27 protein-coding genes are annotated in these 26599 nt (G+C 63.3%); 22 read left to right on the forward strand and 5 right to left on the reverse strand.

The features are described from left to right. Nucleotides 1-136 precede the first annotated feature (136 nt). Entirely contained in the window at nt 137-1453 is a 1317-nt protein-coding gene (locus ACI3KQ_RS07600) for a hemolysin family protein (RefSeq protein WP_404956296.1), read from the forward strand. Between the two features lie 270 nt (nt 1454-1723). Here the strand turns inward: ACI3KQ_RS07600 and ACI3KQ_RS07605 are convergent, their stop codons facing one another. Further along, nucleotides 1724-2047: a hypothetical protein gene (locus ACI3KQ_RS07605; RefSeq protein WP_404956298.1), complete on the reverse strand. Its 324-nt coding sequence runs from the start codon at nt 2045-2047 to the stop codon at nt 1724-1726. Between the two features lie 459 nt (nt 2048-2506). Here ACI3KQ_RS07605 and ACI3KQ_RS07610 point away from each other — a divergent pair, with 459 nt between their 5' ends. After that, on the forward strand, nt 2507-2794 hold the full coding sequence (locus ACI3KQ_RS07610; RefSeq protein WP_404956300.1) for a hypothetical protein: 288 nt from the start codon (nt 2507-2509) through the stop codon (nt 2792-2794). 438 nt (nt 2795-3232) lie between these two features. Here ACI3KQ_RS07610 and ACI3KQ_RS07615 read toward each other — a convergent pair whose 3' ends face one another. Beyond that, a complete protein-coding gene (locus ACI3KQ_RS07615; RefSeq protein WP_404956302.1) occupies nt 3233-3889 on the reverse strand; it encodes a c-type cytochrome in 657 nt (218 codons plus the stop codon). Between the two features lie 186 nt (nt 3890-4075). Here ACI3KQ_RS07615 and ACI3KQ_RS07620 point away from each other — a divergent pair, with 186 nt between their 5' ends. The 7 genes from ACI3KQ_RS07620 to ACI3KQ_RS07650 all read left to right on the forward strand — a co-directional run bounded on the left by ACI3KQ_RS07620 (nt 4076) and on the right by ACI3KQ_RS07650 (nt 8979). Further along, entirely contained in the window at nt 4076-4966 is an 891-nt protein-coding gene (locus tag ACI3KQ_RS07620) for a prephenate dehydratase (RefSeq protein ID WP_404956304.1), read from the forward strand. Between the two features lie 131 nt (nt 4967-5097). Then, nucleotides 5098-5826 carry a sterol desaturase family protein gene (locus tag ACI3KQ_RS07625; RefSeq protein WP_404956306.1) on the forward strand — a complete coding sequence of 243 codons (729 nt, stop codon included), beginning with the start codon at nt 5098-5100 and terminating at the stop codon, nt 5824-5826. Between the two features lie 29 nt (nt 5827-5855). After that, the gene (locus ACI3KQ_RS07630) at nt 5856-6254 is read left to right on the forward strand and encodes a DUF2141 domain-containing protein (protein ID WP_404956533.1); all 399 of its coding nucleotides are present in this window, start codon (nt 5856-5858) and stop codon (nt 6252-6254) included. Nucleotides 6255-6343: 89 nt separating this feature from the next. Continuing rightward, nucleotides 6344-7189, forward strand: coding sequence for a MipA/OmpV family protein (locus tag ACI3KQ_RS07635; protein WP_404956308.1), 846 nt, complete (start codon nt 6344-6346; stop codon nt 7187-7189). Between the two features lie 85 nt (nt 7190-7274). After that, nucleotides 7275-8186, forward strand: coding sequence for a tetratricopeptide repeat protein (locus ACI3KQ_RS07640; protein WP_404956310.1), 912 nt, complete (start codon nt 7275-7277; stop codon nt 8184-8186). An 11-nt stretch (nt 8187-8197) separates the two neighbouring features. After that, complete coding sequence (locus tag ACI3KQ_RS07645; RefSeq protein WP_404956312.1) at nt 8198-8809, forward strand: LON peptidase substrate-binding domain-containing protein; 612 nt, start codon at nt 8198-8200, stop codon at nt 8807-8809. Next, nucleotides 8806-8979 carry a Trm112 family protein gene (locus tag ACI3KQ_RS07650; protein WP_404956314.1) on the forward strand — a complete coding sequence of 58 codons (174 nt, stop codon included), beginning with the start codon at nt 8806-8808 and terminating at the stop codon, nt 8977-8979. Before ACI3KQ_RS07645 ends, ACI3KQ_RS07650 begins: the two co-directional genes overlap by 4 nt. Nucleotides 8980-9013: 34 nt before the next feature. On the opposite strand, the gene ACI3KQ_RS07655 is transcribed toward ACI3KQ_RS07650, so the two are convergent. Then, a complete protein-coding gene (locus ACI3KQ_RS07655) occupies nt 9014-9610 on the reverse strand; it encodes a TlpA family protein disulfide reductase (protein ID WP_404956315.1) in 597 nt (198 codons plus the stop codon). A gap of 58 nt (nt 9611-9668) precedes the next feature. Between ACI3KQ_RS07655 and argH the strand changes: the two genes are divergently transcribed. Genes argH through ACI3KQ_RS07680 form a run of 5 tightly spaced genes read left to right on the forward strand, consistent with a single transcriptional unit; the run spans nt 9669 to nt 14294 of the window. Then, nucleotides 9669-11036 carry an argininosuccinate lyase gene (gene argH / locus ACI3KQ_RS07660; protein ID WP_404956317.1) on the forward strand — a complete coding sequence of 456 codons (1368 nt, stop codon included), beginning with the start codon at nt 9669-9671 and terminating at the stop codon, nt 11034-11036. After that, nucleotides 11033-11293: a hypothetical protein gene (locus ACI3KQ_RS07665; protein ID WP_404956319.1), complete on the forward strand. Its 261-nt coding sequence runs from the start codon at nt 11033-11035 to the stop codon at nt 11291-11293. The genes argH and ACI3KQ_RS07665 overlap by 4 nt, the downstream gene beginning before the upstream one ends. Nucleotides 11294-11317: 24 nt before the next feature. After that, the gene (lysA, locus tag ACI3KQ_RS07670; protein ID WP_404956321.1) at nt 11318-12583 is read left to right on the forward strand and encodes a diaminopimelate decarboxylase; all 1266 of its coding nucleotides are present in this window, start codon (nt 11318-11320) and stop codon (nt 12581-12583) included. Next, nucleotides 12583-13341 (forward strand): NAD(P)-dependent oxidoreductase, encoded by a 759-nt coding sequence (locus ACI3KQ_RS07675; RefSeq protein WP_404956323.1) that lies wholly within the window; start codon nt 12583-12585, stop codon nt 13339-13341. Before lysA ends, ACI3KQ_RS07675 begins: the two co-directional genes overlap by 1 nt. Next, entirely contained in the window at nt 13338-14294 is a 957-nt protein-coding gene (locus tag ACI3KQ_RS07680; protein ID WP_404956325.1) for a zinc transporter ZntB, read from the forward strand. The genes ACI3KQ_RS07675 and ACI3KQ_RS07680 overlap by 4 nt, the downstream gene beginning before the upstream one ends. Before the next feature lie 148 nt (nt 14295-14442). Here ACI3KQ_RS07680 and ACI3KQ_RS07685 read toward each other — a convergent pair whose 3' ends face one another. Further along, nucleotides 14443-15072: a response regulator transcription factor gene (locus ACI3KQ_RS07685; RefSeq protein WP_404956328.1), complete on the reverse strand. Its 630-nt coding sequence runs from the start codon at nt 15070-15072 to the stop codon at nt 14443-14445. 49 nt (nt 15073-15121) lie between these two features. Beyond that, complete coding sequence (locus ACI3KQ_RS07690; RefSeq protein ID WP_404956330.1) at nt 15122-15790, reverse strand: TetR/AcrR family transcriptional regulator; 669 nt, start codon at nt 15788-15790, stop codon at nt 15122-15124. A gap of 85 nt (nt 15791-15875) precedes the next feature. Here ACI3KQ_RS07690 and ACI3KQ_RS07695 point away from each other — a divergent pair, with 85 nt between their 5' ends. The 8 genes from ACI3KQ_RS07695 to nirD all read left to right on the forward strand — a co-directional run bounded on the left by ACI3KQ_RS07695 (nt 15876) and on the right by nirD (nt 26591). Beyond that, the gene (locus ACI3KQ_RS07695) at nt 15876-17396 is read left to right on the forward strand and encodes an efflux transporter outer membrane subunit (protein WP_404956535.1); all 1521 of its coding nucleotides are present in this window, start codon (nt 15876-15878) and stop codon (nt 17394-17396) included. Beyond that, entirely contained in the window at nt 17389-18537 is a 1149-nt protein-coding gene (locus ACI3KQ_RS07700) for an HlyD family efflux transporter periplasmic adaptor subunit (protein WP_404956332.1), read from the forward strand. The genes ACI3KQ_RS07695 and ACI3KQ_RS07700 overlap by 8 nt, the downstream gene beginning before the upstream one ends. 58 nt (nt 18538-18595) lie before the next feature. After that, nucleotides 18596-20074, forward strand: a complete 1479-nt coding sequence (locus ACI3KQ_RS07705) for a DHA2 family efflux MFS transporter permease subunit (RefSeq protein ID WP_404956537.1) — start codon at nt 18596-18598, stop codon at nt 20072-20074. Nucleotides 20075-20149: 75 nt separating this feature from the next. Further along, complete coding sequence (locus tag ACI3KQ_RS07710) at nt 20150-20731, forward strand: ANTAR domain-containing response regulator (RefSeq protein ID WP_404956334.1); 582 nt, start codon at nt 20150-20152, stop codon at nt 20729-20731. Next, nucleotides 20728-21930, forward strand: coding sequence for a CmpA/NrtA family ABC transporter substrate-binding protein (locus ACI3KQ_RS07715; protein ID WP_404956336.1), 1203 nt, complete (start codon nt 20728-20730; stop codon nt 21928-21930). The genes ACI3KQ_RS07710 and ACI3KQ_RS07715 overlap by 4 nt, the downstream gene beginning before the upstream one ends. Nucleotides 21931-22148: 218 nt before the next feature. Then, nucleotides 22149-23390, forward strand: a complete 1242-nt coding sequence (locus tag ACI3KQ_RS07720; protein ID WP_404956338.1) for a nitrate/nitrite transporter — start codon at nt 22149-22151, stop codon at nt 23388-23390. A 352-nt stretch (nt 23391-23742) separates the two neighbouring features. After that, the gene (nirB, locus tag ACI3KQ_RS07725) at nt 23743-26250 is read left to right on the forward strand and encodes a nitrite reductase large subunit NirB (RefSeq protein WP_404956340.1); all 2508 of its coding nucleotides are present in this window, start codon (nt 23743-23745) and stop codon (nt 26248-26250) included. Nucleotides 26251-26255: 5 nt separating this feature from the next. Continuing rightward, nucleotides 26256-26591 carry a nitrite reductase small subunit NirD gene (gene nirD, locus ACI3KQ_RS07730; protein WP_404956342.1) on the forward strand — a complete coding sequence of 112 codons (336 nt, stop codon included), beginning with the start codon at nt 26256-26258 and terminating at the stop codon, nt 26589-26591. Nucleotides 26592-26599 lie beyond the last annotated feature (8 nt).

Raw genomic sequence — 26599 nt, forward strand, 5'->3', positions numbered from 1 at the left:
ATAAACTTGCGCCGACTGCCGCGGCTTTGCTCCCAATGGTCTGGAAAGCCGATTGTTCCACGAGCGAACTGAACGATGGCTGATAGGATGGTTGTGAAACTGCAAGAATCAGCGCTATAGGGCGTAGTTGACCGCCATGGCCACGATCCCCCCGCACGCTCTCACGCCCTTTCCCTGGGCCGACCTTGTCATCATCCTTGCGTTGGTGGCGCTGAACGGTGTGTTCGCCATGTCCGAACTGGCCATCGTTTCCGCCCGTCGACCAAGGCTCCAGGCGCTGGAGAAGGCGGGACGGCGGGGCGCGCGCACCGCGTTGGCGCTGGCGAGCGATCCGGGTAAATTCCTGTCATCGGTCCAGATCGGCATCACCCTGATCGGCATCGTCGCGGGCGCCTATTCAGGGTCGAGCCTGGGCGGACCGGTCGGGGAACGGTTGCAGGTCCTGGGCATTGCCCCCAACCTGTCGGATAATCTGGGTTTTGCGCTGGTGATCGGCCTGACCACCTATGCGTCGCTGATCATCGGCGAACTGGTGCCCAAGCAATTTGCCCTGCGCGCGCCGGAGCCTATCGCGGTCTTGGTCGCCACCCCGATGCTGTGGCTGGCCAAGATCACCGCTCCGGTCGTCTGGGTGCTGGATGGGTCGAGCGCGCTGATCTTTCGCATGCTGCGGATGACTCGCGAGTCGGACAGCCATGTGACGGCGGAGGAACTGCACCTGATCGTCGCAGAAGCGACCCGGTCGGGCGTGATCGAGGAAAGCGAACGCGCGATCATATCCGGCGTCGTGCGGCTGGCCGACCGGCCGGTGAGGGAGATCATGACCCCGCGCATGGATGTGGACTGGATCGACGTTCATGCCGAGGAAGAGACGATTCGCGCCCGCCTGCTGGAAACGCCGCATACGCGCCTGCCGGTTGGCCGAGGCACGGTGGAGGATATTATCGGCGTCGTGCAGGCGCGCGACATTATGACGGCGCTGTTCCGGGGGGAGCGGCTGAACCTGGAATTGTTGATGCGCCGCGTGGAGGTGGTTCCCGACCAGGTCGACGCCATGGACGCGCTGGAAGTGCTTCGCCGCGCCGACGTGCCCATGGTGATGGTGCATGACGAATATGGCCATTTCGAGGGCATTGCGACGCCCGCCGACCTGCTGTCCGCCATCGCCGGGCATTTCGCTTCGGATCGGGATGCGCATGATGAACCCGACATTGTCGAGCGGGAGGATGGCAGCCTGCTGGTGTCGGGCCAGATGCCCATGGACCTGCTGGCAGACCGGATCGGCATCGACCTGCCAGAAGACCGCGATTATGCCACGGTTGCAGGCCACGCCCTGTGGCTGCTCAAACGCTTGCCGGAAGTCGGTGATTTCATCGACGATCAGGGATGGCGGTTTGAGATCGTCGATATGGATGGGCGCAAGATCGACAAGCTGCTGGTGGCGGCGCGGTAGAGGGGTTGGCTTGCGCTGGTAGGGTGTGGGTGAGGTTGGGTTGTGGCCCGGATGCTGCCGTGGAGGATTAGGTGCTCCTGCGCAGGCAGGAGCCTAGTTCCGACGTCTGGACTGGGCTCCTGCCTGCGCAGGAGCACGGTGGTTCTGTATTCGGAGGTAGGCTGTAGGCGGTAAGACTGGCTGAACGCGACCAGAAATTGCCTAACAGAGTTCCATGGGACTGTCCGGAAGATGGACGCATACGCGCTCATCCTCATTATTATGTTCCTGCTACTTGGCTCGTTTAGCCCAGCACTCCCTAACTGGGATAGCTGATTGCCAATGTGTAAATCTGCGAGCATAAATTTGGCGGTCTAATTTGGAAAGCTTGTCGAGCGTATCAATTGAAGCCTTTGTTGTTGCGTCAACGCGAGATGCTTCAGCGGCGTTTTTCGCTACAATGGCACGCTTAAGTCGCTGTACATCGATGGGACTGGAATAGGCTGCGTCAGCAAGTTCTTTCGTAACTGCAAGATCTTCAGCTTCTCGAAGCGAGGCCACTTCTCGGCTTTTTGTCCAGCCTTCAATTGCAATCGCGACGCCTTCTTCAGACATGCACTTCCGTCGTAGATCTTCTGCGATACTGGCCCTTTGGTAATCTACATTTAGCGGCCCAGGCGATGGCGGTGGCATTGCTCCGCTTTGAACGGCGGCCGATAGTATCAGAAGATAGTAAACCATCAGAGCTCTTTTCCGTTAGAAATGGCTTTCTTAAACGTTCCGCTGTCTCAGCGATAGGTCCGCTTTCGCCGGTTCTAATTTCCCGTGCCGACAGTCGGCAAACCACCCAAAAGAGCCATCGCTGCCTTCATCAACGCCTTGGTTTCAGCGAAAGACCGCGCCTGTAGCAGGACCGGTGTTGCATTAATTCTCTCATTGTAGCTCAATCAAAATTTAACCGCCGTCGCGCATCTAAAGTGCATGAGACGGGATGGTCTGCAACGCCGCACACGGCCACACTCATCACCTAGCCCAAGATCTGTCTGGGCACGGCCAACGATTTCGCTGGGGCAAATGGAATGCGGTGTCCTGATCGGTGCGGTCTTAGCCGTACTGATGGTCAGCGCGACGGAGGACGGGCGCGAAGCCGTCAGTGCGATGCCCGGCTATTCCGCGCTGGTAGCTTCACTGACCGGGGCCGTCGCCGACGACCGATCGAAGCCATGGGATCGATGCTCCCAGCTCATGACGATCGGTGTTGAACCAAAAGATTTCTCCAAACGGGCGCGCAAGAGGATAGATTTTGCGAGCGAGCTGCTGCCTTGCGAGCCGTACAAGCGGACCGCGCCTGATTTCGGTTAGAACCACGCTAATAGGCGCAACGGCGGGTCCGGTGTCATTCCGGTGTGGAAATGATGCACTGCCTCTTTTCGGGACAGTTGACGTCTTCCGCTTAGATAGCATCATTGGGTCAGCGTCGAACGGGGCACGATGATAGCCAGGGTCTGAACATACTTGGCTCGACTCTCGAACGCCGCGGCCCGCGTCCTGCGGAGCCTCTTTATGCGGGATGCCAACGCCCGTTCCGCTCACCACCCCTTCCTGTCACTCCAGCCAGGGCTGGTCTGATGATGTTGGCCCGTGCCCTATCGTGAGAGATGCCAGCCTGCGCTGGCATGACGGGTGATTTTTATGTCGCCACCCAGCGGAGGCTGGGCTGATCCCGCTGCCTAAAAACGCAACGGGCGCGGCATTTGGTGCCGCGCCCGTCGGGTCTGTCGGAGGGTTTGCCCCCTGTTTTTATTTGCCTGCCGCGGCCGGTCCGGTTGCGGGGGCTGCGTTGGCTGGGGCCGTGCCCTCGACGCTTTCAGCGGCGTTTGTGGCGTTGGCGGCAGCTTCGCCGGGCGTTGCGCTGGCTTCGGCCGGTTCGGCGTCGGCGGCGGGCAGGGGCAGGTTGGAGCCTTGCGTGTTCATCCAGGCGATGAGGTTGGCGCGGTCGGCGGGGTTGCCGAGGCCAGCGAAGGTCATCTTCGTGCCGGGCGCGAATTCACGCGGGCTTTTTAGCCAATGATCCAGGCTGTCGAAGGTCCAGTTGCCGCCCTTGCTCTTGAGCGCGTCGGAGAAGGCGAAGCCGCCCTTGCCCTGGCCGATCGGTTCACCGACGGTGCCGAACAGGTTGGGGCCGATGCCGTTGGCGCCGCCCTGGTTGACGGTGTGGCAGGCCGCGCACTTGGCGAAAACCTTTTCACCTGCAGCGACATCGGCGCTGGCGAGCAGGGTGTTCAGGCTGGGGCCGGCTTCGCCGCCTTCACCTTCGGCTTCGACGCCTTCAATCGCGTAGCCCATCTTTTCAGGGCGTTCGGCGTGATAAAAGTGGGAGCTGACAATGCCGCCGCCCAGCGCAATGATCCCCGCGAACAACGCCCAGCCTGCAACGGTGTTGAAACGATCGCCCATTCGCTCGGATTCCCTTGAATTTCTGTTCTGGCGGCTTGGTTTCCGCGCCCCCTTTAGCGCGCTGCCATAATGGCGCAATTGCGAACGCGCAACCCGGGTTGAACGTCAGGGGCTGTGCTTTTGGCGAGCGCATGTCGCTCTCACGCTTGCGCGCGCGCGTGGGAGTGCCTAAGCGCGCTCGCGTCCATGGAAAACTATCCCGCCCCCGCTCGCGCCATCGTCGCCGAACTCGCCGCCAAGGCCGCGACCGACCCCGCCCGCGCCGTCGCCTATCAGGGCGCGCCGGGGGCGAATTCGCACCTTGCCGCGCTGGGATATGCGCCCGATTGTGTGCCGCTGCCCTGTTTCGCGTTTGAAGATGCGATCGACGCCGTGCGTCAGGGATTGGCGGCGCGCGCGATAATCCCCATCGAAAACAGCCTGCATGGCCGCGTTGCCGACATGCATTTTCTGCTGCCCGAATCGGGGCTGCACATCATCGACGAATATTTTCTGCGCATTCGCCACTGCCTGATGGCGGTGGACGATGCGCCGGTGAAGAGCGCGATCAGCCACCCGCAGGCATTGGGGCAGTGTCGCCATTATCTGCGGGAGCGCGGAATTGCGCCGGTGGCTTATGCCGATACGGCCGGGGCGGCCGCGCTGGTCGCACAATCGCGCAAGCCGGGCGAGGGGGCAATCGCGCCCTATCTGGCGGCGGAGCTTTACGGCCTGCGGCTGGTGGCGGAAAATATCGAGGATAGCGACGATAATATGACGCGATTCCTGGTGCTGGCGCGCGAACCCCATATGCCCCAGCCCAATGCCGGGCCGGTCATGACGACATTCCTGTTCGAGGTGAAGAATGTGCCCGCCGCCCTGTACAAGGCGATGGGCGGCTTTGCCACGAACGGCGTCAACATGACGAAGCTGGAAAGCTATCAGCGGGGCGCGAGCTTTGCGGCGACAGAATTTTTCTGCGACATTGAAGGGATGCCCGGGGACCCGGCGGTCGATCGGGCGCTGGCCGAACTGGAATTCCATTGCAAATGGGTGCGCATGCTGGGCAGCTACCCCCAGGCGCGCGTGCGGACTTAGATCGCGCGCTCTAGTTTTTTGTTATCGCATCCTTTTTAAGCGCAAAACCGGTTCCCACTTTTGCGCACGATGCTCTAGGCGTCCGCCGCATCCGCCTTTCACCAGCGGACAAGCGTGGTTATAGGGGGGGCATGGTCGCGGCACTGATCCCGTCCGCTCTGATAATGAGCGCCATCGTCGCTGTTCGCTACCTGTTGACCAGCGGCGGTTTTGCGTTGGCGACCCATGTGCGTCGCCCCGGCCTGTACCGTGGACTGAGGCAGCAGATTGGGCGGGAAATCGGATGGTCGCTGACCGCCGCGCTGATATATGGCGTGCCCGCGGGCGTGGTCGCGTGGGGGTGGCAGGCGCATGGGTGGACGCGCATCTACAGTGACGTCGATGCCCTTCCGATCTGGTATCTGCCGCTATCGGTGCTGATCTACCTGGCCGCGCATGACAGCTGGTTTTACTGGACGCATCGCTGGATGCACCGGCCCGGCCCATTCCGCATCCTGCACGCGGTCCATCACGCCAGTCGCCCGCCCACGGCCTGGGCGGCGATGAGCTTTCACCCGTGGGAGGCGCTGACCGGCGCCATCGTCATCCCGCTGCTGGTGTTTATCGTCCCCATCCATGTCGCGGCGCTGGGACTGGTGCTGGCCATCATGACGGTCATGGGCGTGTCCAATCACATGGGGTGGGAAATGTTTCCGCGCTTCATCGTGCATGGGCCATTGGGGAAATGGCTGATAACCGCCAGCCATCATCAGCGGCATCATGATCTCTACAAATGCAATTATGGCCTTTATTTCCGTTTCTGGGACCGGCTTTGCGGCACGGACCGGGGGCTGGGCAGCTTTAAGGGGGAGAAGGTTTGAAGCCTGTTCTTTGTGCCTTCATCGGCTTCATGCTGGCGGGGTCGGCCCCGGCGGATCAAGCGCAACCGCTGAGCATCAGCGTACATGGCCTGCGTTCCACCAAGGGGCAGATATTGGTCTGCGTCACGCGGCAGGCGCGCTATTTCCCCGATTGCAGCAAGGACCCCGACCGGCGCCACCTGACCATCGCCGCGACGGATCAGGCGATGCCGCTGGGCGTCGTGCCCCCCGGCGATTACGGGCTGGCGATCATCCACGATGAAAATGCCAATGGAAAGCTCGACACATTTGCCGGGATTCCGCGGGAGGGTGTCGGGTTTTCCCGCAATCCACCGATCCGTTTCGGTCCGCCCAGCTTTCGATCCGCTCAATTTTCCGTCGCGGGGGGAGCGGTGCGTCAGGATGTGAAGGTGAAATATTTCCTCTGATCCCGGTGATTTGGAACCCGTGATGGGATCGAAACATTTTACGGTTCAATATTCTTCAGGGCAGCTTCTTTCAGGGAACAGGGGATTTCATGAATCATCGTCACCTTTATGCCGTCGGCGCGTGCCTGGCGGCGCTTTCGACGGCGACTCCGGCGTTTGCGCAGCAGGAAGACAGCAATTCGCTGACCGTGGGCGTGGGTGTCGCGGCGATCCCCAGCTATGAAGGGTCGGACGATTATCGCGTCATTCCCGTGCCCCAGTTGCGCGGCAAGGTCAGCGACTTCGCGTTCTGGACGCGCGGGCCGGGACTGTATTTCGATGCGATCCCTAATACCGACCCAAACGGGCTGGATTTTCAGTTGGGGCCGGTTGTCACGGTTCGATTCGATCGTTCCAGCCTGAAGAATATCAAGGATGACGCCGTACGCGATCTGGGCAAGCGCGATGTGGCCGTTGAAGTCGGCGGTTTTGTCGGCATCGGCAAAACCGGGGTCATCACCAGCGCCTACGACAATCTGTCGGCTCGCGTCGCCGTGACCAAGGATGTGGCTGGCGCGCATGGCAGCATGGTCGTTACGCCTGCGATCGAATATTTCACGCCGCTGTCGACCCGCAGCTTCGTGGGCATGGGCATTTCCGCCGATTATGTCGGCAAGGGTTATGGCCGCTATTATTATGACATCGATGCGGCGGACTCTCTTGCCTCCGGGCTTCCCGCCTATTCGGCGGCGGGGGACAAGGCAGGGTTCAAGCGAGTGGGCGTCAACCTGACCGGCGGCGTGTCACTGTCGGGCGACATTCGCAAGGGCTGGGCGCTGTTCGCGCTGGCCGGTTATTCGCGGATGCTGGGCGACTATGCCGATTCGCCGGTGGTCAGCATCGCGGGGTCGCGCAGCCAATGGGCAGGTGCGGTGGGCGTCGGTTATACCTTCTGAACCACTCTCTTGTCCCGACAGGGTGACGCCCCCCATATTGCGCTGTATGGACGCGGCACCCAACCGCATGGCAGGAGAATGAAACGTGGCGACCCTAGGAATGAGCGACACCGATAAGGCTGCGGTGGAGGCGTTCCGCCGCGACGTGGTGGACCCATCGCGCACGCAGCTGGTGATCGTGGATTTCTGGGCCGAATGGTGCGGCCCGTGCAAGCAACTGACCCCGATCATCGAAAAGGTCTGCGCCGATTATGCGGCCAAGGGCGTCAAGCTGGTCAAGGTCAATGTCGATGAGAACAAGTTCATCGCCGCACAGTTTCGCGTGCAATCGATCCCTACCGTTTATGCCGTGTTCCAGGGGCAGCCGGTCGCCGACCTGAGCCAGGCGCGCACCGAAGGACAGTTGAAGCAATATTTCGACCAGCTGCTGTCTCAGCTTCCGATTGAGTCGGAAGAGAAAGACCAACTGGAAGAAATCGCGCCATTGATCGCGATGGGCGAAGAGCTGTTGACCGGCGGCGAGCACGAGCGCGCGTTGTCCGTGTTCGACCAGATCGCGCAGATGGCCCCCGACAATGCCGAGGTCGCAGCCGGACAGGCGCGGGCGCTGGTCGGGCTGGCGCGACTGGACGATGCGGACGCAGTGCTGGCCGCGCTGCCCGACGATGTCGCCAAGGACCATGCCATCGACCGTGCGCGCGCGGCCATCGCTCTGGCGCGCGATGCCCGTCCTGTCGCCGACTTGTCAGGGGTCGAGGCACGGGTCGCCGCCAATCCCGACGATCATGAAGCGCGTTTCGAACTGGCTGGCGGCCTGATGGCCAATGGCGACCGTGATCGCGCGGCGGAAGAGTTGTTGGAGATGATCCGCCGCGACCGTGAATGGAATGAGGGCGCGGCGCGTGCGCAGTTGCTGACGCTGTTCGAAGCGACGGGGCTGGAAGATCCCTGGGTCGCGGCGCAGCGACGTAAGCTGTCGCAGATTCTGTTTTCCTGACGGTTCGTCCGGTGAATCGCGCCCGCGTCTCCATATTTCCGTTGTCAGGCGCGTTGCTGCTGCCGGGAATGGAGTTGCCGCTTCATATCTTTGAACCCCGTTATCGCGCGCTGATTCACGACGCGATGGCGCGGGACCGCCGCATCGGCATGATCCAGCCGCGCGCGGAAGGGGATAAGGCAGCGCTGTTCGACATGGGTTGCCTGGGCCATATCAACCATATCGAGGCGTTGGAGGATGGCCGGTTCAATATCATCCTGAAAGGCTTGGCCCGTTTCCGGGTGATCCGCGAACTGGATGTTTCCACTGCCTTTCGCCAGATAGAGGCGGATGTGGAGCAGGCCCCTGAGGATGAAGTGCTGGCCGCCGTCGAACGGGCGTCGGTCGAGCTGGAAGCGCGCCGCTTCGCCGAAGCGCTGGGCTATGTGGTGGACTGGACCGCTGTGTCGCGGCTGGACGACATGTCGTTGATCAACGGCATAGCCCAGGTCGTGCCGTTCGATCCGGCGGCCAAGCAAACGCTGCTGGAAGCGGACAATCTGCGCGAACGGGCGGACCGGATCGTCCAGTTGATGCAGATTGTGGGACGCATCGAGCGCAATGGCGGCGGCACCATGCAATGAGCAACGAAATCGACCCCGCGCTGCTGGTGAAGCTGGTCTGCCCCGTCACCCGCACGCCCCTGCGCTGGGACGCGGAGCGGTCGGAACTGGTTTCGGAAGCGGCGGGTCTGGCCTTTCCGGTGCGGGATGGCGTTCCCGTGCTGGTGCTGCGCGAGGCGCGGGCGCTTTAGAGGAGCGGGGTCTACGAAAAACGCCGACGGGCCGTCAGGATTCCAGCGCCGCCTGGATGAGGTCGTGCCCTTCCTGGCTGTTCCAATCCATAGCGCCGACGACCCGCACCATTTCCTTGCCCTGCCGGTCGTAAAGCACGCTGGTGGGCAACATGCCGGTGGCATAATGAAAGCCGAACTGATTTTCCGGGTCGATCCAGCCCTTTAGATGGGGCAGCTTATGTTTGGCGAAGAAGGGTTTGACCACGCTTTCGCCTTGGCTGTCCTGCGATATGGTGAGGACGGCGAGCCCCTGTTTTCCATGCGCCTTGGCAACCGCGTCGAGGGTCGGCATTTCCGCGACGCAGGGCGCGCACCATGTTGCCCACAGGTTCACCAGAACGGGCCTGCCAGCGAAATCCTGCAACGTCATGTCCTTGCCGTCCGGTCCGGTGAAGGGGAAGTCCGGGGCGGCGCTTCCCGCCTTCGACCGGTCGAGCGTGAAGCTGAACGCGCCGTCCGCGCTTTGCGAAGCGCCGGTAGCCTCACCGCTTGTCGGCGGGACCTGTGCGCTGCTATTGGCTTGATCTTGCCCCGAAGGCGGTGATTGCCTATCGCACGCGCCGAGGCCAGCCAGCAGGAGCAGTGTCATTACGCAGGGCAAAGTCGATCGGGACGGGGAAGTTCGCACGGGGGACAGCTCCAACAGCATGTGGGGCGGACGCTTCGCAGCGGGTCCGGCTTCGGTCATGCGCGAGATAAATGCCTCTATCCCATTCGACAAGCGATTGTGGAAACAGGACATCGCCGGGTCGAAGGCGCATGTCGCGATGCTGGCGAAGCAGGGCATCGTCAGCGTGGACGACGCGCAGTCGATCAGCCAGGGTCTCGACACGGTCGCCGCCGAATATGAAGCGAACGGCGTTCCGGTGAACCTGGACCTGGAAGACATCCATATGGTCACCGAATCCCGCCTTGCCGAATTGATCGGCCCGGCGGCGGGGCGGCTGCACACGGCGCGGTCGCGCAACGATCAGGTGGCGACCGATTTCCGCCTGTGGGTGCGCGACGCCATCGACGAAGTGCAGGTCGGCCTTGATGTGCTGCAGCAGGCGCTGCTGGCGCGGGCGGAGGAACATGCCGATGCGGTGATGCCCGGCTTTACGCACCTTCAGTCCGCCCAGCCGGTGACGCTGGGCCACCACCTGATGGCCTATCATGCGATGGTCCGGCGCGACCGCAGCCGCTTCGCCGATGCGCGCGAACGGCTGAATGAATGCCCGCTGGGCGCGGCGGCGCTGGCCGGGACTGGATTTCCGATCGATCGCCATGCGACGGCGGCGGCGCTGGGCTTTGCCAGGCCTACCGACAACAGCCTGGACAGCGTGTCGGATCGCGATTTCGCGCTGGATTATCTGATGGCGGCGACGCAACTGGCGCTGCACCTGTCGCGGCTGGCCGAAGAATTCATCATCTGGGCCAGCCAGCCCTTTGGCTTCATCAAGCTGCCCGACGCCTATTCCACGGGCAGTTCGATCATGCCGCAAAAGCGCAATCCCGACGCCGCCGAACTGGTGCGTGGTCATGCCGGGCGGATCATGGGGTGCATGAACGCGCTGTGCGTCACGATGAAGGGCCTGCCGCTCGCCTATTCGAAGGATATGCAGGACGACAAGCCGCCGGTGTTCGAAGCGCATGACCTGATCGGCCTGTCCATAGCGGCGATGACTGGCATGATCGAAACCGTGACGTTCCGCACCGACCGGATGCGGGCGCTCGCCGAAAGCGGCTTTGCCACCGCGACTGACCTTGCCGACTGGCTGGTGCGTGAAGCGAATGTGCCTTTCCGTGAAGCGCATCACATCACCGGGCGCGCGGTTGCGGCGGCGGAAAGCGCGGGCACGCCGCTGGCCAACCTGCCGATCGACACGTTGAAGGCGATTGACGCGCGCATCGATGACCGCGTCTATGCGGTGCTGACGGTCGATGCTTCGGTCGCCAGCCGGAAAAGCCATGGCGGCACCGCGCCCGATCAGGTGCGGGCGCGCATCGCCCAGGCGCGGAAGGAACAGGCATGAAGATCGGCTTTGGTCGCGCAACAGCCTTTGCAATGCTGACATTTGCCGTGGCGGCTTGCGGCGGTCGCCAGCCGCTGAAACCCATTGAAGGGCAGAATATGCCAGCCGTTCCGGTGGGCGCCGCCGCCGCGCCGACGGCGCAGCAGTTGATGACGCCATCCATCCAGGCGCGCCCGGAACGGACCGTCGACCTGCTGACCAGTTCGCGCGTGCGGGAGGATGATCCGTTCGATCTGCCGCCCGAAAGCCAGCCCTGACAGACCCGCTAGGACAAAAGAGCCTTGGACCATTTTGATTATGTAAACGGCGCCATGCATGTGGAGCAGGTGCCGATGGCAGCCATTGCCGACGCCGTTGGCACGCCCGTCTATATCTATTCCACCGCCACGCTGACCCGCCATGTCGGTGTGTTCCGCGAAGCCCTGTCGCAGTTGGCCGATCCGCTGATCGCCTTTGCCGTAAAGGCGAACCCCAATGGTGCGGTGCTGGCGACGCTGGCGAAGCTGGGGCTGGGCGCGGATGTGGTGTCGGGCGGCGAGTTGATGCGCGCCATCGCGGCGGGCATTCCGGCAAGCCGCATTGTCTTTTCCGGCGTCGGCAAGACGGCGGAGGAAATGCGGCTGGCGCTGGACCATGGCATTTTCCAGTTCAATCTGGAAAGCGAGCCGGAAGCGGAAATGCTGTCCGACGTTGCGCTGTCGATGGGCCGGACAGCGCCGGTCGCCTATCGCATCAACCCTGACGTGGACGCGGGGACCCATGCCAAGATTTCGACCGGCAAGTCTGAGAACAAGTTTGGCATCCCCTATGACCGGGCACCTGCCAGCTATGCCGCCGCGCGCGATCTGCCGGGGTTGGAGGTGCGGGGCGTGGCCGTTCACATCGGTAGCCAGCTGACCGACCTCGCGCCGCTGGAGGCTGCGTTCGTCAAGGTTGGCGCACTGATAGAGCGGCTGCGGGCCGACGGGCATGACATTCGCACCGCTGACCTGGGCGGTGGTTTGGGCGTTCCATATGATCCTTCGCAACCCATTCCGCCGCTTCCGGCCGCTTATGGCGAAATGGTGACGCGCGTGACCGATGGCTGGGATGTTCGGCTGATGTTCGAACCGGGCCGCGTCATCGTCGGCAATGCGGGCGCGTTGCTGTCCCGCGTGGTGCGGGTGAAGCACGGCGCGCAGGCCCCGTTCGTAATCGTCGACGCGGCGATGAACGATTTGATGCGCCCAAGCCTATACGATGCCTGGCATGACATTCGCGCGGTGGAGCCGCGCGGTGAGCGGGCGGCGGCCAATGTCGTGGGACCCGTGTGTGAAACCGGCGATACATTCGCCATGCATCGCGACATGGACACGGTGCAGGCAGACGATCTGTTGGCGTTCATGACGGCGGGCGCCTATGGCGCGACCATGGCGAGCACTTATAACAGCCGCGCCCTGACGCCTGAGGTGCTGGTTTCGGGCGACAAATGGGCGGTGGTCCGCGCTCGCCCGCCGATTGAGGCGCTGATCGAAGGGGACAGCATCCCGGATTGGGTGCGCGACTGATGCAGAGCCTGCCCGTCTTCCTGGTGTTGGCGGGCCGTCCCGTCATTCTGACCGGGCAGGGCGATGCGACGGAGGCCAAGCGCCGCCTGCTGGAGCGCGCGGGCGCGCTGATCGTAGGTGAAGAGGATCAGGCCGCGATTGCCATCGTGGCGGATGGGGATGAGGCAACCGTCGCCCGGCTGCGCGCGCGCGGCGTGCTGGTGAACGCAACCGACCGGCCTGACCTGTGCGATTTCACCCTGCCTGCGATAGTGGATCGCGCGCCGGTGTTGATCGCGATCGGCACGGGCGGCGCGTCGGCTGGCCTGGCCAAGGCGCTGCGTCAGCGGATCGAGGCGATGTTGCCGCAGAAGCTGGGCGCGCTCGCCACCGCGCTTCATGATGCGCGGGCGGCCATACGCGCGCGCTGGCCGGATGCCGGTGCCCGCCGTCGCGCCATCGACGCGGGGCTTTCGCAAGGTGGGATCATCGACCTCTTTACCGACAATGCCGTTGATGCGGTGCCGGATTGGCTGAGCGGGCAGGGGGATGTCGCCCCGTCCCGCTTCGTGCCGGTGCGGCTGTTGTCGGGCGATCCTGATGACCTGAGCCTGCGCGTGGCGCGGTTGTTGGGGGAAGCGGATCGCGTCTATCATATGCCGAACGTGCCGCCCGCTATCCTGGATCGCGCGCGCGCCGATGCGGTCCGCATATCCGCCGCCGTTCCGCCTGCCGACCCCGGTGACGGCCTGTCGTTGTGGCTGGAAATGCCGCGATGAGCCGGGTTTTCATCAGCGACGGCGCGCATGCGCGGGAAATCTCTCTCGACGAATTTTGTGCGCAGACTGAAGATGCGTCGTTCAGCTGGGTCCATGCGGACGGGTGGCAGGAGGATGCGCGCGCTGTCGCGTCGCGGTGCGATCATATGCCGCAGGCCGCGCTGTCCGCCCTGCTGGCGCAGGAAACCCGGCCACGCTGCACGATCATGGGCGAAGGCGCGCTCGTCAACCTGCGCGGGTTGGGTGTGCGGGACGATCCGACAGGGGACGCGCTGGTGTCCATCCGCCTGTGGGCCGAACATGCGCGGGTCATTTCCGTCAGCTACCGTCCGCTGGCCGCGCTGGAGCCGGTGATTGCCCGGATGCTGGCGGGGGCTATCCAGGACCCCGGAGACCTGATCGCGGAGCTTTCCCGGCAGATCACCGAAGCGCTTGACCCCGAAATTGCCGAACTGGGCGACGGTCTGGATGAGATTGAAAGCGGCATGGGCGAAAGCAGCGCGTCGGAAGTGCGGCGCCAGGTGTCGGAAATAAGGGCGACGGCGATCGGTTATCGCCGCTTCATCGCGCCGCAACGTCAGGCGCTGGAACGGCTGTCCATGGCCGAGGCGGCCTGGTTGCAGCCCGATGACCGCCTTCACCTGCAGGAAGCTGCGGACCGCTGCGCCCGCATGACCGAGGAACTGGAGTCGGTGCGCGAACGATCGGCGCTGGCGCATGAAGAGCTGACGGACCTGCGCGCTGAACAGATGAACCGGCAGGCGCTGATCATTTCGGTCGTGGCGCTGGTGTTCCTGCCGCTGACGTTCCTGACGGGCTTGCTGGGCATGAATGTCGACGGCATTCCCTATGCGCACGCACCATGGGCGTTCTGGGGCGTGGTGGGAGTATGCGCCGTCATGGCCGCGGCGATTGGCGGCTGGTTCTTCGCGACGCACTGGCTGCGGCGCTGACGCTAGAGCATCGTGCGCAAAAGTGGGAACCGGTTTTGCGCTTAAAAGGATGCGATAACAAAAAACTAGAGCGCGCGACCTGCGTCCGATTAAACGCAGCGCGATCTAGCAGCCGGGCGCCAGCAGCCGGGGCAAGGATGGCCGTGTGTCAGTTGCGGGTGGCGCTCAATCGCGCGATTTCGTCGTGCAGCGCCTGGATGGACGATACCAGCATCGCGCGATCGGCCTGCATTTCGCGCAGTGCGTCGCGGGTCTCCCCCAGTTCAACCGCACGGCGCGCGATGCGGGCGTCCAGTTCCGCATTGTGCCGAGCCAGCGCGCCCAGTTCTTCCGCGCGTTCGCACAGATGGCGCAGCCGCGTGTCGAGGACATCGAAGTCGAACGGCTTGGCCACATGGTCGTCGGCGCCCGCCTTCAGGGCTTCGACGATGGCGGCGCTGTCCTGCGTGCCGGTGATCATGATGAAACAGGCATTTTCCGCGACGCCAGCGGCCCGGATCTTCTTCATGGTGGCGATGGCGGATAGTTTATGCAGCCCCATGTCGATCAGGACGATATCGACCGTCCGACCGACCAGCCGGTTAAGGGCGTTGAAGCCATCTTCCGCCACGACGACGTCATAATGGAGGTGAGCCAGCCGCCGGGCGATGACGGCGCGGGCCGTCGCATCTTCGTCAACCAGCAGCAGGCTGCGGCGGCGCGGCAGTCTGGCGGCGGCGTGGACGCTCCGATCATCCCGCTCTGCCCGTGGCCGGGAACTGGACCTGAAAAACTGCATGCGCTCAATCTCCCCACTTGCGCATACAATCACAGCCGCGAAAAAATGGTTAATGCGCGATGGCTGCCCGCGTTGGGCCTGGTTCGGGCGCATAGGCGCGCAGGAAGCAATCGACCGCAAAGGCCACGTCGGCGTCCATCTGCGCGGCCGTCGGCTGGTCCAGTTGACCCCAGATGATCTTTTGATGGCATCCCGACAGGGTCAGGGTGATCAGCGTGTGCGCCGCCCGTTCAGGATCGGCATGCCGCAATCGCCCCCGCTCCATCGCGCCCAGAAGGAATTTGCCCAGCAGGGCGCGCGTGTGGCGTGGTGCGATTTCAAAGAAGATCGCGCCCATTTCCGACCGGCCCGCTTCGGCAATGGCCAAACGATGCAGGGCGATCGATTCGGGCAAGGTCACCTGCCGCAGCAAGTCGGTGGCAAAGCAGCGCAGGGTCGTTTCTACTTCGCCATGTTCGTCCAATATCCGGGCCAGTCGCGCATGATAGGCCGCCGTCGCGTGGCGCAGCACCGCGGAAAATAATTCTTCCTTGTTTGGGAAGTAGTTCCACAGCGTTCCCTTTGACCCGCCAAGGGTCGCAGCGATGGCTGACATGGTTGTCGCGGCGTAGCCATGTTCCAGGAAGGATTGCTGCGCGACTTCCAATATGGCGTCGCGTCGGTCCCGCCGACGGGCGTCGCGGCGGCTGAGGGCAGGGGGGGCAAGAGCTTCCGTCATTAATCGTACCATAGAGTATGCTATTTATGTTGACTAGCTTCAGAATCGAGCGCAAGTGCGATTTTCATACTGTCTGGTACGGTTGATATTCGTGAGTCGTCCTTTTTGTCTTGTCCGCGCGGGTCGGGTCCTCTTCCCCGCGCTTGCGCTGTCCGCCTGCGTCGCCACGCCTGACCTTGGTCGTCAGCCGACGCTGCGGTCGGTCGATGATGTTGCGGCGAGCGAAAGCCTGGGCGGGGAAGCCGCATCCGCCTGGCCGGTCGATGGCTGGTGGACTGCCTATGGCGATCCGCAGCTTGACCAGTTGATGGAAGAGGGGCTTCGCGCTTCCCCCGACATGGCCGCCGCCGCCGCGCGATTCCGTCAGGCGACCGCCGCTGCGCGTGAAGCTGGCGCGGCGCTGCTGCCATCGGCTGACCTGGAGGCCAGCGCCGCCGCCACCCGGCAAAGCTATAATATGGGCCTGCCCAAGGATTTCGTGCCGCAGGGCTGGTTGGGCACGGGCCGCATTGCGTTGGACGCAGCGTTTGACCTGGACCTGTGGGGCAAGAATCGCGCGGCATTGGCCGCTGCGACATCGGAGGCGGAGGCGGCGCGGATCGACGCGCGGCAGGCGCAACTGGCGCTGACGACCGCGCTGGCGGACGCCTATGCCGAACTGGCGCGGCTGTACGATCAGCATGACATTCAGCAGCGCACGCTGGAAATCCGTTCCGCCAGCCAGAAACTGGTATCGCAGCGGCAACGTAATGGCTTGGAAACGCGCGGTAATGTCCGGCAAGCCGACGCCACCGTTTCGTCCGCGCGCGCCCGGCTGGCGGCGCTTGATCAGTCGATTGCGGTCCGCCAGCATCAGATCGCGGCGCTGATTGGCGCGGGTCCTGACCGGGGCCGGTCGATCCGGCGGCCGCGTCTGGAAAATCTGGCCGCGCGGGGGCTGCCCGCCGACATTACCACCAATCTGGTCGCCCGCCGCCCGGACATCGCCGCCGCGCTCGCCAGGGCGGAAGCGGCGGCAAAGCGGGTCAAGGTAGCGCGTGCCGATTTCTACCCCGCCATTCGATTGAGCGCCCTGATCGGCATCCAGTCGCTGGGCTATAATACGGATTCCAATTTCCTGGCGCCTACGAGCACGGGGCCGCGCCCCTTCACCGACACATTGTTCAGCAAGGATTCCCTGTTCGGGTCCGTCGGACCCGCGATCAGCCTGCCGATTTTTCACGGTGGCGCGATCAGGGCGCGTTATCGCGGTGCGCGCGGCGCTTATGATGAAGCGGTCGCTATCTATGACAAGACGGTTATCGGTGCCTATCAGGAGGTCGCCGACGCCGTCACGGGTCGCCGTAACATGGAACGTCGGCTGGCGGCCGCTCGCGAAGCCCTGACGGCGTCTGAAGAGGCCTATGCCATCGCCCGGAAGCGCTATGATGGCGGCCTGTTCACATTTCTCGACGTGCTGAACGTTGAAGACCAGATGCTGGCCACGCGCCAGTCGTTGGCGGAGCTGGAGGCCAGCGCCTTCACGATCGACATCGCCCTCATCCGCGCGCTAGGTGGCGGCTTCACGCCCCGCGACGCCTTGTCCAAGGATATGCCCCATGGCTGATGCAACGCCAGAATTCACGTCGGAGGCCGTTACGGCGGAACGGACGGCGAAGATGGGGCAGCGCAAGACATGGCTGATCCGACTGGGCATCGCGGTCGTCGTTCTGGGCGCGATCTACCTGCTCTGGTACGAACTGATCGGGCGCAACCATGTCAGCACCGACAATGCCTATGTGAACGCGGAAGTCGCGCAGGTGACTCCGCTGATTTCGGCACAGGCCACGCAAGTGCTGGTTTCGGATACGCAGGCGGTCAAGCGCGGCGACATATTGGTGCGGCTGGACCCCACCAATGCGCGGATCGCGCTGGCGCAGGCGGAGGCTGATCTCGCCGAAGCCCGCCGCCGTTTCCGCCAGACATCGGCGACCAATTCATCCCTTGCCGCGCAGGTCGAAGCACGGGCGGCCGACATCGCACAGGCGCAGGCGCAGCTGGCGACCGCGCAGGCCGATTTCGAAAAGGCGCATGTCGACCTGCAACGGCGTGAAGCGCTGGCCCCCGAAGGCGCAGTGTCGGGCGATGAAGTGACCATCGCGCGCAAAGCGTTTGCCGCTGCCCGCGCGGGATTGGCGCAGGCCCGTGCCGCAGTGACGATGGCGCAGGCGACGCGGGGGGCGGCGCAGGGTGATCTGGCCGCCAATGATGCGCTGGTCCGGGGATTGACGGCGGAGACCGATCCTGCCGTGCTGGCCGCCAAGGCAAAGGTTGAAAGCGCCCGGCTGGACATAGAGCGTAGTGTCATCCGCGCGCCGATTGACGGGGTGGTCACGCGGCGGCAGGTCCAGGTCGGCCAGCGGGTCGCCCAGGGCACGCCGATCATGACCATCGTGCCGATCAACCAGGTCTATGTCGACGCCAATTTCAAGGAACGGCAGTTGCGCGGCGTGAAGATCGGCATGCCTGCCGAGGTGACGTCCGACCTGTATGGCGGGGATGTGGTCTATCATGGCAAGGTCGTTGGCTTTTCCGGCGGGACCGGATCGTCAATGGCGCTGATCCCGGCGCAGAATGCGACCGGCAACTGGATCAAGGTGGTTCAACGCCTGCCGGTGCGCATTGCCCTGGACCCCAAGGAACTGGCCGCGCATCCGTTGCGGGTCGGGCTGTCGATGGAAGCCGATATCTACCTGTCCGAACGGTGAGGGGCCGCGCGTGACCATCCTGGCCGACGGCATTGCATCCCTGACCCCGCGCCAGCGTATGCTGGCGGCGTTCGTGCTGGCGCTCAGCAATTTCATGGTCGTGCTGGACCTTACCATCGCCAATGTGTCTGTTCCGCACATTGCCGGGAATCTGGGCATCACGCCGGATCAGGGCACCTGGATCATCACATCCTATGCTGTCGCGGAAGCCATCTGCGTGCCGTTGACCGGCTGGTTGTCCCAACGTTTCGGGACGGTCCGGGTCTTTACATTCAGCATGGTCGGCTTCGGCATTTTTTCCCTGCTATGCGGGCTGTCCATGTCGCTGGGCATGATCGTGGCGTGCCGTATCGGGCAGGGGATTTGCGGCGGGCCCATCATGCCCATGTCCCAGACCCTGCTGGTCCGCATATTCCCGCCCGAACAGCGCGCGCGTGTCATGGGGCTGTGGGCGATGACGACGCTGGTAGGGCCAGCGGCTGGACCGATCATCGGCGGCTATATCAGCGACAATTGGAGCTGGCACTGGATCTTCTTCATCAACCTGCCGATTGCCGCGGTCTGCGTGTTTGCGGCCGCGGTGTTGCTGGGCCCCGCAGAAACGGAACGGCGCAAACTGCCTATCGATTTCGTCGGCCTGGGCCTGTTGATCTTTTGGATCGGCAGCCTTCAGATGATGCTGGACCTTGGCCGGGATCGTGACTGGTTTGGCGACCCGTTGATCGTGGCATTGGCGGTGATGGCGGTAATCGGCCTGTGCGTTTTCCTGATATGGGAATTGACGGAAGAACATCCGATCGTGGACCTGCGCGTATTCCGCCACGTCGGCTTCACATCGGGCGTCATATCGCTGGCGCTTTGCTTTGGCGCTTATTTCGCGGGTATCGTCATCATTCCGCAGTGGCTGCAAATGTCGATGGGCTATACCGCCAGTTCAGCGGGCTTCGTCACCGCCTTCACCGCCGCAACGGCGATCCTGACGGCCCCGATTGCGGCGAAGATGACGGGCAAGGTGGATGCCCGCATCCTGGTGTCCGGCGCGATCATGTGGCTGGGGATGGCGACATTCTGGCGGGCGGGTTGGACCGGCACGGAGGATTTCTGGGGATTGTCTCTGCCGCAGATCGTCCAGGGGTTCGCCATGCCCTTCTTCATGATTCCGCTCACCACCCTGACGCTGGGGGCCGTGCTGCCGGAAGAAACCGCGTCCGCTGCGGGAATGCAGAGCTTTCTGCGCACTATTGCCGTCGCCATCACCACGTCGGTGGTGCTGACCGGCTGGGGCGATGGCCAGCGCACGTCGCGCAACGAAATAGTGTCTACGCTAGGCTCCGACGCAACAGCCCCCCTGACCGGCGCCGGATTTTCGCCGGAACAAAGCCGTCAGATATTGTCCAACCTGGTCGATCAGCAAGCGACGGTCATCGCCATGGACCATGTGTTTTTCATCGCTGCGATATTTCTTTTCCTGGCCGCCGCGCTCATCTGGCTTGGCCCCCGGCCAACGGGCAAGGTCGATCCCGCCGCCGTGCATTGACAAATGGATGCAATCGGGCGCTGATTGACGCGGCGCAGCATCGCCGTCATTGAATGGCGAAAAGGCTATGGGTCCATGCGAATCGTCATCATCGATGACAGCGGCCTGCGCGCGACGGTTCTGGAAGAAGGACTTCGCGAGGCGGGCTATGACGATATTCATATCATTCCGCCGCGCGGGGGCTTCGTCGCGCGCCTGGAGCGTATGGCGCCCGATGTGGTCCTGATGGACCTGGGCAGCCCCAGCCGCGATACGCTGGAGGAAATGCTGACGGTCAGCCGCGCGCTGGCCACGCCGATTGCCATGTTCGTCGACCAGTCGGACGATTCGATGATCGGCGCCGCCATCGATGCGGGCGTTTCCGCCTATGTGGTGGATGGCCTGCGCAAGGAACGGGTGAAGCCGGTGCTGGAACTGGCCGTCCGCCGATTCAATGCCTTCGCCCGGTTGCAAACCGAACTGGATGAGGCGCGGACCCAGCTTTCCGACCGCAAGATCGTGGATCGCGCCAAATCCATCCTGATGAGCCAGCGGGGCATCAGTGAGCCGGAAGCCTATGCGCTGCTGCGGTCGGGCGCGATGAACCAGGGGAAGAAGATCGTGGACGTCGCCCAGGCCCTGATTACAGCCAGCGACCTGTTGGGAGGGGGGTTATGACGACATCGCTGCGCATCGCCTATCTGCCGCTGACCGATTCCGCCGTGCTGGCGGTGGCGCGGGAAAAAGGCTTCGCCGAGGAGGAGGGGATCGCCCTCGACCTCGTCCGCACGGTCAGCTGGGCGACTTTGCGCGACCGGTTGATCTTTGGCCAGGTGCAGGCCGCGCATATGCTGGCCCCGCTCGCCATCGCGGTGACGCTGGGGCTGAGCCAGCAGCCAGCGCCGCTTGCCGCGCCCTATAAGCTCAACGTCAACGGCAATATGCTGGTGATGGCGCGGGAGTTCGCGCAGGCGCTGGAGCCTGATGTGCTGGCCCGGCTGAACGATCCTTTGGGCACGGCGCACGACTTTGCCGCCGCCATCGGGCTGTGGAAGCGCAAGCCGGTGATCGGCGTCGTCCACCGTTTTTCCAGTCACGCGATCATGCTGCGCTATTGGCTGGCGAGTGCGGGGGTTGACCCCGACCGCGATGTGTTGCTGCGCGTGGTGCCGCCGTCGCTGACGGTTGAGGCGATGCGCGCTGGTGAGATTGACGGCTTCATCGCTGGCGAACCGTGGGGCAGCGCGGCGGTCGATGCAGGCCTTGCCGAAGCGGTCGCGATTGGCGAGCGTATCTGGCGGCGGGGTGTCGAAAAGATATTGGCGTTCCGCACGCCGTGGCTGGAGGAAAATCCGCAGGCGGTGGATGCGTTGATCCGCGCGTTGGTGCGATCCGCCGCTTGGTGCGATGATCCGGCGAACCATGAGGCGCTGGCCCATCTGCTGTCGCAGCCGCATTTCGTTGACCAGCCAGCCGACCTCATCCAGCGTGCGCTGTCGGGACGCATCACCGCGCGGGCGGACATGCCGCCGGTCGACATGCCGGATTTCATGCTGTTTTCCCGCGAAGCCACGCCCTTTCCATGGCGCAGCCAGGCGCTGTGGCTCTATTCCCAGTTGGTCCGGTGGAAGATGGTGGAGCATACGCCCGAAAATGCCGCCAAGGCGGGGTCAGTGTTCCGTCCCGATATTTTCCGCCGTGCGCTGGCCGAAAGCAATGTGCCGATTCCCGGCGCGAGCATGAAGGTGGAAGGGGCCGTCGCTTCGCCACTGGCGGTGGGGTCGAAGCGGGGGGAATTGACCCTAGGGCCGGACCGATTCTTTGACGGGCGGGTGTTCGATCCTGAACGGATCGAGGATTTCCTGGGAAGTTTCTAAATCTGCGAAAAATTGTGCCTTGCAACATGAAACGAATCATTAGATAAGACAAAGGTCGCGCGACGAAGCGCGTATATGGATGAGCACGCCCAAGGATGGGGTCGCGCTCTCCCCAAGCATAATTTGCAGCAAAGCCGCTGGCCGGACCTCGTCAACAACGAGCGTTCGGAGAGCGGCTTTTTTTGTGTCCATTTCATACAGATTGAAGGACTTGCATCATGGCAACTGCTTATTGGGAGCGCAAAGGCGCTGAGGGGGAAGCCGGGCCAACCAGCTTCTGGAAGGCCGGTCATACGCCGACCTTGATCGCTGCTTTCCTCTATTTCGACCTCGCCTTCATGGTGTGGGTGCTGCTTGGGCCGCTTGCCCCCTCCATTTCCAAGACGCTGGGCCTGACGCCCGCTGAAAAGGGGTTGATGGTGGCTGTGCCGACGCTGGCAGGCGCGCTGCTGCGTGTCGTCAACGGGCTGCTGGTCGACCGTATCGGTTGCAAGCAGGCCGGGGCGATCAGCCAGGTGATCGTGATCGTCGGCCTCTTCGCCGCCTGGGTCATGGGCGTCAGCAGCTTTGGCGGCACATTGGCGCTGGGCGTGATCCTGGGCTTTGCCGGTGCAAGCTTCGCCATCGCCCTGCCGCTCGCCAGCCGTTGGTATCCGCCAGAACATCAGGGCAAAGCGATGGGTCTAGCCGGTATGGGCAATTCGGGCACTGTGTTCGCTGCGCTGTTCGCGCCGGTGCTGGCCAAGCTGTTCGGCTGGAACGCGGTGCTGGGACTTGCCTGCATTCCGCTGACCATCGTCTTCATACTTTACATGTTCATGGCGAAGAACGCCCCGAACGCGCCTGCGCCCAAGAAGCTGGTGGACTATTTCCGCCCGCTGAAGACCGCTGACGCCTGGTGGCTGATGGGCTTTTATTCGGTGACCTTCGGCGGTTTCGTCGGCCTCGCCGCGTCGCTGCCCATCTACTTCACCGACCAGTTCGGCCTGACCCCGATCATGGCGGGTTACTGCACTGCGGGCTGCGTATTCGCCGGTTCGTTGGTTCGTCCGATGGGCGGCGCGCTGGCGGACAAGATCGGTGGCGTCAAGGCGCTGATGATCGTCTATATCGCCGCAGCGCTGGCGCTGGCCGCTGTTGCCTATGCATCGACCCTGGTGGCGGCTTTGGGCTTTTTCGTCGCCGCGATGCTGGCGCTGGGTGCTGGCAACGGTTCGGTGTTCCAGCTGGTGCCGCAGCGTTTCCAGGAAGAAATCGGCGTCATGACCGGCCTGGTCGGCATGGCAGGCGGCATTGGCGGCTTCTACCTGGCTTCGTCGCTGGGTATCGCCAAGCAGTTTACCGGCAGCTTTGCACCCGGTTTCCTGATCTTCGCGGGCCTGTCCGTGGTCGCATTTTTCGGTATCTCGCTGGTGCGCGCCCGCTGGCGCGCAACCTGGAGCAGCGGCGCGCGCATCTGATCATCGCGGAGTAGGAGAGGGAGGCGGCGGCACTCGAAAGGGGAGCCGCCGTCTTCATTTGTTCGGTGCTCCTGCGTAGGCAGGAGCCTAGTTTTGACGGCAGGACTGGGCTCCTGCCTGCGCAGGAGCCCGGTGAGCTTTTGGGCCAGGAACTTCTCCCAAGGAATCGCTTGACCCGCATCGCGATTCATTTATGCTGCACTGCGAAGGACAAGGTTGTCCTCTAACGACATAGCTGCGGTGATCCACGGATGGATCGTCAAGGCGTGAATGATGGCAAAGCCGCCATCCAGACTCCTGGTTTAAAGCCAGGGGTCCGGATGGCGGCTTTTTTATTGTCTGGAGTCAAGGGATGGATTTTCAGAACAACACCGGACCGGAGACGGCCAACGAAGAGCAAATCTTCGTGCCGTCGGAGGATGTTCGCGAACATCTGGTGGTTGTTGGCAACGGCATGGCCGGTTGCCGTGCGGTTGAGGAACTGCTGGCGCGGGATGCTGGGCGTTATCGCGTCAGCATCTTCGGCGCAGAGCCCTATGTGAACTATAATCGCATCATGCTCTCGCCGGTTCTGGCCGGGGAGAAGAGCTTCGATGACATCATCATCAACAGCCGCGAATGGTATGACGACAATCAGATCGAACTGATCGCGGGTGATCCGGTGACGGCCATAGACCGCACCGCCAAGACCGTCACGAGCCAGTCGGGTCGCACTGTTGGCTATGACAAGCTGCTGATTGCAACGGGTTCCGATCCGTTCATCATCCCGGTTCCGGGCAAGGACCTGCCTGGCGTCATCAGCTTCCGCGACATGAAGGATGTCGACACCATGCTGGCGGCCGCCGATCAGGGCGGCGCGGCAGTGGTCATCGGCGGTGGTCTGCTCGGCTTGGAAGCAGCGCACGGCCTGACCCTGCGCGGCATGAAGGTGACCGTGATCCACCTTATGGACACGCTGATGGAGCGTCAGCTCGACGAAGCGGCGGGCTGGCTGCTGAAGTCCGCGCTGGAAGGGCGCGGCCAGACCATCCTGACCGGCGCCAACACCGAATCCATCTATGGCGAAGGCAAGGTGGAGGGCGTCCGCCTGAAGGACGGCACCGAAATTCCGGCGAGCCTGGTCGTCATGGCCGTGGGCATCCGCCCTTCGACTGCTCTGGCGCGCGAAGCTGGCCTCGAAGTCAATCGCGGCATCAAGGTCGATGATCATATGGTCACCAGCGACCCTGATGTGCTGGCGGTCGGCGAATGCGTCGAGCATGACGGCAATGTCTATGGCCTCGTCGCGCCGCTGTGGGACATGTGCCGCAGCCTCGCGGACGGCCTCACTGATCAGCATACGGGCTACAAGGGATCGGTCACCTCGACCAAGCTCAAGGTCGCCGGTCTGGACGTCTTCTCCGCCGGTGATTTCTCCGGCGGTGAAGGTTGCGAGGACATCGTCCTGCGCGATGCGTCACGCGGCGTTTACAAGCGCGTCGTGGTCAAGGACGACAAGGTCATCGGCGCGGTCCTCTACGGCGACACGGCGGATGGCGGCTGGTATTTCGACCTGCTGAAGCGCGAGGAAGATGTCGGCGAAATCCGCGACCTGCTGATCTTCGGTCAGGCCTTCGCCTCTGGAGGAGGCGCGCTGGACCCTAAGGCGGCCGTTGCGGCGCTCTCGGACGATGCCGAGATTTGCGGCTGCAACGGCGTCAGCAAGGGCCAGGTCGTTTCCTGCATCGAAAAGGGCGCATGCAGCCTCGATGCGGTGCGCGCCACCTGCAAGGCTTCGGCCAGCTGCGGCAGCTGCACCGGTCTGGTCGAGAACCTGCTGGCAGTGGTGCTGGGCGATGATGTTCAGTCGGGTCCCAAGACGATGTGCAAATGCACCAGCTTCGGCCATGACGATGTTCGCCGCGAGATCGTCGCGCAGAATATGCGCTCGATCCCCGAAGTCATGCAGAAGCTGCACTGGTCGACCCCGGATGGCTGTTCCTCCTGCCGCCCTGCGCTCAATTACTATCTGCTCTGCGCGCTGCCGGGTGAATATGTCGATGACCAGCAGAGCCGCTTCGTCAACGAACGGATGCACGCGAACATCCAGAAGGACGGCACCTACTCGGTCGTACCGCGCATGTGGGGTGGCCTGACCAACCCCAAGGAACTGCGCGCCATCGCGGATGTGGTCGAGAAATATGACGCCCCGATGGTGAAGGTCACCGGTGGCCAGCGTCTCGACATTTTCGGCATCAAGAAGGAAGACCTGCCCGCCGTCTGGGCCGATCTCAACGCCGCTGGCATGGTGTCGGGTCACGCCTATGGCAAGTCGCTGCGCACGGTGAAGACCTGCGTCGGGTCCGAATGGTGTCGCTTCGGCACGCAGGATTCGACCGGCCTTGGCGTCAAGACGGAGCGGATGACCTGGGGGTCGTGGATGCCCCACAAGTTCAAGATCGCCGTATCCGGCTGCCCCCGCAACTGCGCGGAGGCGACGATCAAGGACTTTGGCGTGGTCTGCGTGGACTCGGGCTATGAACTGCATGTCGGCGGCAATGGCGGCATCCATGTCCGCGCCACCGATTTCCTGTGCAAGGTTTCGACCGAGCAGGAAGCGCTCGATTATTGCGCCGCCTTCACCCAGCTCTACCGCGAGGAAGCACGCTATCTGGAGCGCACCGCGCCCTGGATCGAGCGCGTCGGGGTAGACTATGTGAAGCAGCGCATTGTCGAGGATGACGCAGGCCGCGAGGCTCTGCGCGCACGCTTCCTCTATTCGCAGAGCTTCAGCCAGGAAGATCCCTGGGCGCAGCGCGCAGCCGGTGCGGAAAGCGAATTGCACCAGCATCTTGAACCCATTGCCATCGCTGCGGAGTGACACCCATGACCGATTGGATCGACATCGGAACGCTGGCCGACATTCCCCAGCGTGGCGCTCGCACCGTTCAGATCACGGGCGAAAAGGAAATCGCCGTGTTCCGCACCAGCGACGACAAGGTCTTCGCGCTGGTCAACGAATGCCCGCACAAGAAGGGGCCGCTGAGCCAGGGGATCGTCCATGGCCACAGCGTCGCCTGCCCGCTGCACAACTGGAACATCGCCCTGAAAACGGGCGAGGCACAGGGCAATGACGAAGGCTGCACGCCGACCATCGCCGTGAAAGAGGAGGGCGGTCGCATCCTGATCGCCCGCCCGGCGGCGATGAAGGCAGCAGCTTGAGCTTCCGG

Source organism: Sphingobium sp. ZW T5_29 (assembly GCF_044987515.1).
Taxonomy (GTDB): domain Bacteria; phylum Pseudomonadota; class Alphaproteobacteria; order Sphingomonadales; family Sphingomonadaceae; genus Sphingobium.

Bases quoted from the DNA above. Each gene is read 5' to 3' on its own strand.
- nirB (WP_404956340.1), top strand. From the start codon at position 23,743: ATGGATTTTCAGAACAACACCGGACCGGAGACGGCCAACGAAGAGCAA.
- argH (WP_404956317.1), top strand. From the start codon at position 9,669: ATGTGGGGCGGACGCTTCGCAGCGGGTCCGGCTTCGGTCATGCGCGAG.
- ACI3KQ_RS07720 (WP_404956338.1), top strand. From the start codon at position 22,149: ATGGCAACTGCTTATTGGGAGCGCAAAGGCGCTGAGGGGGAAGCCGGG.
- ACI3KQ_RS07625 (WP_404956306.1), top strand. From the start codon at position 5,098: ATGGTCGCGGCACTGATCCCGTCCGCTCTGATAATGAGCGCCATCGTC.
- ACI3KQ_RS07600 (WP_404956296.1), top strand. From the start codon at position 137: ATGGCCACGATCCCCCCGCACGCTCTCACGCCCTTTCCCTGGGCCGAC.
- ACI3KQ_RS07635 (WP_404956308.1), top strand. From the start codon at position 6,344: ATGAATCATCGTCACCTTTATGCCGTCGGCGCGTGCCTGGCGGCGCTT.
- ACI3KQ_RS07685 (WP_404956328.1), bottom strand. From the start codon at position 15,072: ATGCAGTTTTTCAGGTCCAGTTCCCGGCCACGGGCAGAGCGGGATGAT.
- ACI3KQ_RS07655 (WP_404956315.1), bottom strand. From the start codon at position 9,610: ATGACACTGCTCCTGCTGGCTGGCCTCGGCGCGTGCGATAGGCAATCA.
- ACI3KQ_RS07620 (WP_404956304.1), top strand. From the start codon at position 4,076: ATGGAAAACTATCCCGCCCCCGCTCGCGCCATCGTCGCCGAACTCGCC.
- ACI3KQ_RS07715 (WP_404956336.1), top strand. From the start codon at position 20,728: ATGACGACATCGCTGCGCATCGCCTATCTGCCGCTGACCGATTCCGCC.
- ACI3KQ_RS07665 (WP_404956319.1), top strand. From the start codon at position 11,033: ATGAAGATCGGCTTTGGTCGCGCAACAGCCTTTGCAATGCTGACATTT.
- ACI3KQ_RS07630 (WP_404956533.1), top strand. From the start codon at position 5,856: ATGCTGGCGGGGTCGGCCCCGGCGGATCAAGCGCAACCGCTGAGCATC.
- ACI3KQ_RS07610 (WP_404956300.1), top strand. From the start codon at position 2,507: ATGGAATGCGGTGTCCTGATCGGTGCGGTCTTAGCCGTACTGATGGTC.
- ACI3KQ_RS07650 (WP_404956314.1), top strand. From the start codon at position 8,806: ATGAGCAACGAAATCGACCCCGCGCTGCTGGTGAAGCTGGTCTGCCCC.
- nirD (WP_404956342.1), top strand. From the start codon at position 26,256: ATGACCGATTGGATCGACATCGGAACGCTGGCCGACATTCCCCAGCGT.
- ACI3KQ_RS07710 (WP_404956334.1), top strand. From the start codon at position 20,150: ATGCGAATCGTCATCATCGATGACAGCGGCCTGCGCGCGACGGTTCTG.
- ACI3KQ_RS07615 (WP_404956302.1), bottom strand. From the start codon at position 3,889: ATGGGCGATCGTTTCAACACCGTTGCAGGCTGGGCGTTGTTCGCGGGG.
- ACI3KQ_RS07605 (WP_404956298.1), bottom strand. From the start codon at position 2,047: ATGTCTGAAGAAGGCGTCGCGATTGCAATTGAAGGCTGGACAAAAAGC.
- ACI3KQ_RS07700 (WP_404956332.1), top strand. From the start codon at position 17,389: ATGGCTGATGCAACGCCAGAATTCACGTCGGAGGCCGTTACGGCGGAA.
- ACI3KQ_RS07690 (WP_404956330.1), bottom strand. From the start codon at position 15,790: ATGACGGAAGCTCTTGCCCCCCCTGCCCTCAGCCGCCGCGACGCCCGT.
- ACI3KQ_RS07705 (WP_404956537.1), top strand. From the start codon at position 18,596: ATGCTGGCGGCGTTCGTGCTGGCGCTCAGCAATTTCATGGTCGTGCTG.
- ACI3KQ_RS07675 (WP_404956323.1), top strand. From the start codon at position 12,583: ATGCAGAGCCTGCCCGTCTTCCTGGTGTTGGCGGGCCGTCCCGTCATT.
- ACI3KQ_RS07680 (WP_404956325.1), top strand. From the start codon at position 13,338: ATGAGCCGGGTTTTCATCAGCGACGGCGCGCATGCGCGGGAAATCTCT.